We start from the raw sequence: 6105 nt of genomic DNA, 5'->3' as shown, positions 1-6105 counted from the left end.
GTGGCGCAACCGCGACTGGGTGCGCGGCCGGCGGCGGCAACTACAGGCCGAACGCCGGGTGCCGGACGGGGTCATCGCGGAGCTGATGACCGGTCGGGTCACCCCCTCCGGGGTGCCGACCACGCCGGGCCTGGGCGCCTTCAACGCCGTCGCCGGCGGTTACTGGGCCCTGACCAGGCCCCTGCTGCGCCGAGGATGACCGCTGGTGCCGGCCCCGAAGAGGGGCCCGGCACCAGCGGGCGAAACCCTAACGCTCGCCGCCCTCCGCGGGCCGGTCCTCCAGGTCCGCGGAGCCGGCCGACGTCGTCGGCTTGTGCGCTTCCGTGGTCGGTACGACGGGTTCACCGGGACCACCGGCCGCCCCCGTCGACTGGCCCTCGGCCGCCGCGTCCCCGTCCAGCAGGGCGGTCAGCGCGGCACCGGTGATCCGCCGGAACGTCCGGCCGATCCGCTGGCGGTCCAGGACAGCCACCTCGAGCTGGTTCGCGGCGATCGTCCGGGCGGCACCGCCCTCACCACCGACGCTGCTCAGCGCCTGCACCGCCACCTTGACCGCCTCGGCCAGGGACATGTCCGACCGGTGCTGCGACTTCAACACACCGGTGATCGCCTCGGCCTGACCGCCCATGGCCATCCGGCCCGGCTCGTCGTTGACCGAGCCGTCGTAGGTCAGCCGGTACAGCTCGTCCGCGTCCGCGGTGGCACCGACCTCCGCCACGCAGATCTCCACCTCGAACGGCTTCGACTGCTCGGTGAAGATCGCGCCCAGGGTCTGTGCGAACGCGTTGGCCAGGGCCCGGCCGGTGACGTCACGCCGGTCGTAGCTGAGCCCGTTCAGGTCGGCCATCCGGACACCGGCGCGGCGCAGGTTCTCGAACTCGTTGTACCGGCCGACCGCGGCGAACCCGATCCGGTCGTAGATCTCGCTGACCTTGTGCAAGGCGCTGGAGAGGTTCTCCGCGACGAAGAGGACCCCGCCGGAGTAGCTGAGGACCACCGCACTGCGACCCCGAGCGATGCCCTTGCGGGCCAACTCGGAGCGGTCGCGCATGATCTGTTCGGGAGAGGCGTAGAACTGCATGGCCACGTCGGCGGTTCTCCTTACGGCGCTGTGCTGACGACTGCTGACTGGTGGGGTGCGGGTCTCAACCGCCCGGGTTCTCCATCCGGCCGGCGACCACACCCTCGGCGATCGCCGCCGTCTCGGTGTCGGTCAACCGGCGGGTGCCCTCGGCGGTCGCGGTCATCACCACGGGGTAGATCCGGCGGGTCAGGTCCGGACCACCGGTCGCGGTGTCGTCGTCGGCCGCGTCGTAGAGGGCCTCGACCGCCAGCCGGGTCGCGTCCTCGACGGACAACCCGGCCCGGAAACGCTTCTTCAACGCGGACTTGGCGAACAGCGACCCGGACCCGATCGCGTCGTAGCCGGTCTCCTCGTACGGGCCGCCCGTCACGTCGAAGCTGAAGATCCGACCGGCCCCCGCCGGGTCGGCGGCGGCCAGGTCGAACCCGGCGAAGAGCGGCACCACTGCCAACCCCTGCATGGCCGCGCCCAGGTTGCCGCGGATCATCGAGGCCAACCGGTTGGCCTTACCGTCCAACGAGAGCATCGCGCCCTCGATCTTCTCGTAGTGCTCCAGCTCCACCTGGAACAGTCGCATCAGCTCGATGCCGATACCCGCGGTGCCCGCGATGCCGACGAGCGAGTACGCGTCGGCGGGGTGCACCTTCTCGATGTCGCGCTGGGCGATCAGGTTGCCCATGGTGGCCCGTCGGTCGCCCGCCATCACCACACCCTCGGCGGCCGCGATGGCCACGATGGTGGTCGCGTGCGGCGCCAGGTCGGCGGCCATGCCCGGCGGCAGCGCTCGCCGACCGGGCAACATCTCGGGGGCCACCCGACCTAGGAACGTCGTGAAGGAGGACGTCCCCGCGTTGGTGAACACATCTGGTAGACGCCCGGATGGATCAAAGCCCGCTGCCACGTGGTTCCTCTCAGGTACGTGATCGCCCTGGCCAGCCTCATGGGACTGTCACGGAACTGGCCAAGACCACCGTTGCAGTTGAAGCAGAGTATCCCGCGCACCCATCCGTTGCGATGGTCGTGGTCCAGATGTTGCGGGTCGGCAGGTGGCACTCGCGGCTTCCGCCGTAGAGCCGCTGGGCAGTCTCCTTGCCGCGGGCATGCGGGCGCACCGCGCCCGAGGGGTCCGCCAAACCGGACATATATGCCTATTGTCCCCCTTTTTGGACGTAACCTCTCACGAATTCCTCTGCGTTCTCTTCGAGGACGGAGTCGATCTCGTCGAGGAGGTCGTCGACGTCCTCGGTGATCTCGGCGTGCCGCTCGGCCACCTCGGGGTTGGCCTCGGTGGTGACGTCCTCGATTTCCTCGCCCTGACGGGACTTGCCGGACTGCGACTGGCCGCCGCTGTCATGAGTGGCCATGGCTGTCTCCTCCACGATCGTCTGCGATGAACTTACCTCGCGCGGGCGACGAAAAGCCCGCCGCGCGCCGGGTTGCGGCGCACGGCGGGCAATCGAAACCGGGGTCAGCCCCCGGTCAACGTCTCCAGCAGGTCCTTGGCGCTCGCGCAGCGGTCGAACAATGCCCCGACGTGGGCGCGCGTGCCCCGCTCGGGTTCCATCATCGGCACCCGGACCAGCGACTCCCGACCCACGTCGAAGATCACCGAGTCCCAGCTGGCGGCAACCACCTCGGAGGCGTACTGGGCGAGGCAGCGGCCGCGGAAGTAGGCCCGGGTGTCCTCCGGCGGCTCGGTCATCGCGCTGCGCGTCTCGTCGTCGGTGAGCAACGTCTTCATCGCCCCCCGGCTGACCAGCCGGTGGTAGAGGCCCTTCTCCGGCCGGACGTCGGAGTACTGGAGGTCGACGAGCTGGAGCTTGTGCGAGCCCCAGCCGAGCTTCTCCCGCTCCCGGTAGCCCTCCAACAGCCGCAGCTTCGCCACCCAGTCCAGCTCGTCGGCGCAGAGCATCGGGTCCCGGCCGAGCCGGTCCAGGATGCTCTCCCAGCGGTCGAGCACGTCGATGGTCTGCTCGTCGGCGTCGGTGCCGTACCTGTCGTCGACAAAGGACCGGACCCGCTCCAGGTAGGCCCATTGCAGGTCGAGCGCGGTGAGCCGGCGGCCGTCGCGCAGTCGCATGCGGTGCGTGAGGGAAGGGTCGTGGCTGACGGCACGCAGCTCGCTGACCGGGTCGGCGATGCCGAGGTCACTGCCGAGGGCCTTCTCCTCGATCATGGTGAGGATCAGGGCGGTCGTGCCCACCTTGAGGTAGGTGGAGATCTCGGAGAGGTTGGCGTCGCCGATGATGACGTGCAGCCGGCGGTACTTGTCGGCGTCGGCGTGCGGCTCGTCGCGGGTGTTGATGATCGGCCGCTTGAGGGTGGTCTCCAGACCCACCTCGACCTCGAAGAAGTCGGCGCGCTGGGAGATCTGGAAGCCGCTCTGGCCGCCGTCCTGGCCGATGCCGACCCGGCCGGCGCCGCAGACGATCTGCCGGGTGACGAAGAACGGCGTCAGGTACGCCACGATGTCGGCGAACGGGGTCTGCCGACGCATCAGGTAGTTCTCGTGGGCGCCGTAGCTGGCGCCCTTGTTGTCGGTGTTGTTCTTGTAGAGGTGGATCGGTTGGGTGCCCGGGATGGTGGCGGCCCGGCGGGACGCTTCGGCCATCACCCGTTCACCGGCCTTGTCCCAGCGCACGATGTCCCGGGGCGTGGTGACCTCCGGGGTGGAGTATTCGGGGTGGGCGTGGTCGACGTAGAGCCGTGCGCCGTTGGTGAGTATCACGTTGGCCAGGCCGAGGTCTTCGTCCGCGAGGGCTTCGGCGGGGTCGTACGCGGCACCGGAGTAGGTGAAGCCGCGGGCGTCGCGCAGCGGTGACTCTTCCTCGTAGTCCCACCGGGCCCGGCCGCCCCGGTTGAGCTCCGGACGTGCGCCGTAGGCGTTGACCACCTGCGATGAGGTGACCATCGGGTTGGCTCCGGCCTGCCCGGGCACGGAGATGCCGTACTCGACCTCGGTGCCCATGATCCGTCTTACACTCATCGACCTACCCGTTTCGCTCGCCCGACCCGGTCCCCGTCAGGTCGAGCGTAGTCCGCCCTGGGCACCTGCACTCTGTAGGTGAGGGCCGGCGGGCCGGAACAGTTCGGTGGATTCGGCGTCGGACGGCGCGGCTGCCGGCGTCGGTTCGTCGGTCGCGGCGGGGCGCGTGGTCCAGATGAGCCACCCGAACAGCACCAGGCCGACGCTAGCGCTCAGCAGCGGGATCGCCGAGCCGACCACCGGGTGCCAGTCGCCGGCGAGCGGGTTGAGGCTGCTCAGCCCGAGGTTGGCGGGCAGGCCGTTCTGCCAGCGGACCATCGTGTACGCCAGGCAGAAGAGGTGGATCGGCAGGAGCAGCAGTACGGCGAGTCGGGTGAACGAGCGGGCCCGGGCGATCTCGAAGCCGCGTTGTTCGGCGACCCAGGCGGCGTAGAGCAGGACACCGACGAGCATGGGCAGCATGTAGCGGCCCTGGGTGACGAACCCGCTCTCGTTGACCAGGGCGATCTGCATGAGGGAGGGGACGGCCACGCCGCCGCCGAGCAGCACGAGCAGGCGCCACCGGTCGAGGGTGCTGCCCCAGACGACGCCGATGAGCAGCAGCGCTCCGGCAACGAGTTGCCAGATGACGTACGGCGGGGCGGGCATCCGCGTGTCCAGCCAGGAGGTGACCCCGACGATCTGGTCGAGGTATCCCCGCCACCGGTCGGCCTCGCGCAACGCGGCCTGGCCGTAGGTGAGCCGGTCGGCGGAGTAGTTGCCGAGGTCGGAGGTCTGTTGGCGGACGGACCAGGCGAGCACGGCGAGGGTGGACAGCACGATGCCGCCGGCCCAGAGTTGGGCGGCCCGGTCTCGGAGCAGGCCGGCGAGGTTGCTGCGGCGCAGGGGGAAGGCGAACGCGACGAAGGCGGTGGCCAGCCAGAGCGGGCCGGTCTGGCGCAGCACCGCCAGGAGCAGCGCGCTGATCCCGACGAGGAGGATGAGGCCGCGTCGTGGCCCGGGTGGGCCGAGCAGCAGGGGGATGACGGCGCTGAAGAAGGCGATGCCGGCGGCGATCTCCAGGCCGTTCGGGTTGACCGCGCTCGCCATGTGCACGGCCATCGGGGTGGTGACGACGACCAGGGCGCCGAGCATGAGGCCGCGGCGGGAGCGGTTGCGGATCACGACGTACGCGCAGGCGAGCAGCGCGGCGCAGCACAGGGCGCTGATCATGCGGGCGAGCAGGACGCCGGACCAGCCGGGCCAGAGGACCGTCGGCGCGCCGACGAGGGCGTAGTAGGCGGGGAAGTAACGGCCGGCACCGGTGCCGGCGCGGGTCGGGGTGTCGTCGCTGCCGGGTGGCTGGGCGCAGGCCGCCGATACTTCTTTCTTGAACTGCCAGCACTGTTCGCGGACGAGACCGCCGGGGACGGTCTGGAAGGCTCCGGTGCCCTTCTTCGCGGCGGCCGGCGGGGGCGCGATCTGCCCGGCGGCGACGCCGGCCGCCCGGACGACGTGCTCGCGCTCATCCGGAGTGCCGTCGTAGGGGGCGGCCATCGACCAGGCGAAGATGATCAGGAAGAACGCGGCGAAGGCCAGGGCCCAGTGTCGGCGGGCTGCGCTCGTGGTGGCTGCCGGGCTTGCGTCGGTGGCCGGCGGCGTCACTCTTCCGGGATCAGGCACGTCAACCTCGCGGCTCGCGCGGGCAGGCCCCGCTGGGTGGATGGACAGACGATAGACTCCCTCGTCGTCCTCACCGCTCCGGGTCCCCCCTTGGAGAACTCTTTGCTGTCACCTGTTGCCGATTCCGTCCGCCACCTGTCCCGACACAGTGCCGTGCGGTTCCTGGTCGTCGGGGGTCTGAGCGTTGCCGTGGACACGGGGTCACTCTTCGTCTACCACGGAGTTCTCCGGATTGTTCTGCCGGTTGCGGCCGCCATGTCGTTCCTGACCTCGTTCTGGGTCAACTTCGGGCTGAACCGGGCGTGGTCGTTCGGCTCGTCGGCACAGATGGTGCCGCAGGTGGGGCGCTACTTCGCGCTGGTCCTCGCCAACC

General features: G+C 70.1%; 7 protein-coding genes and 1 pseudogene. 2 read left to right on the top strand and 6 right to left on the bottom strand.

Features of this window, described 5'->3' with window-relative positions; translation table 11 throughout:
• Positions 1 to 199 (top strand): annotated as a pseudogene (locus ACWER9_RS31620) (glycosyltransferase family 2 protein); the annotation flags it as partial.
• Positions 200 to 247: 48 nt separating this feature from the next.
• Here the strand turns inward: ACWER9_RS31620 and prcA are convergent.
• The 6 genes from prcA to ACWER9_RS31590 form a co-directional block, all read right to left on the bottom strand.
• On the bottom strand, positions 248 to 1087 hold the full coding sequence (gene prcA, locus ACWER9_RS31615; RefSeq protein ID WP_452305291.1) for a proteasome subunit alpha: 840 nt from the start codon (positions 1085 to 1087) through the stop codon (positions 248 to 250).
• A 58-nt stretch (positions 1088 to 1145) separates the two neighbouring features.
• Positions 1146 to 1985, bottom strand: coding sequence for a proteasome subunit beta (prcB, locus tag ACWER9_RS31610; protein WP_452305290.1), 840 nt, complete (start codon positions 1983 to 1985; stop codon positions 1146 to 1148).
• Positions 1904 to 2086: an endonuclease domain-containing protein gene (locus ACWER9_RS31605; RefSeq protein ID WP_452305292.1), complete on the bottom strand. Its 183-nt coding sequence runs from the start codon at positions 2084 to 2086 to the stop codon at positions 1904 to 1906. Before ACWER9_RS31605 ends, prcB begins: the two co-directional genes overlap by 82 nt.
• Before the next feature lie 146 nt (positions 2087 to 2232).
• Complete coding sequence (locus tag ACWER9_RS31600) at positions 2233 to 2448, bottom strand: ubiquitin-like protein Pup (protein ID WP_030332902.1); 216 nt, start codon at positions 2446 to 2448, stop codon at positions 2233 to 2235.
• Positions 2449 to 2552: 104 nt separating this feature from the next.
• Complete coding sequence (dop, locus tag ACWER9_RS31595) at positions 2553 to 4070, bottom strand: depupylase/deamidase Dop (RefSeq protein WP_452305289.1); 1518 nt, start codon at positions 4068 to 4070, stop codon at positions 2553 to 2555.
• A 36-nt stretch (positions 4071 to 4106) separates the two neighbouring features.
• Positions 4107 to 5732 (bottom strand): DUF2142 domain-containing protein, encoded by a 1626-nt coding sequence (locus ACWER9_RS31590; RefSeq protein ID WP_452305288.1) that lies wholly within the window; start codon positions 5730 to 5732, stop codon positions 4107 to 4109.
• Here ACWER9_RS31590 and ACWER9_RS31585 point away from each other — a divergent pair.
• On the top strand, positions 5655 to 6105 hold a 451-nt coding region (locus ACWER9_RS31585; RefSeq protein ID WP_452305287.1), incomplete at its 3' end, for a GtrA family protein. The two genes, ACWER9_RS31590 and ACWER9_RS31585, sit on opposite strands and share 78 nt — an antisense overlap.

The organism is Micromonospora sp. NPDC003944 (assembly GCF_053605225.1).
Note: the sequence above shows the minus strand (reverse complement) of the source record. Positions and strands in the feature narration are given on the sequence as shown.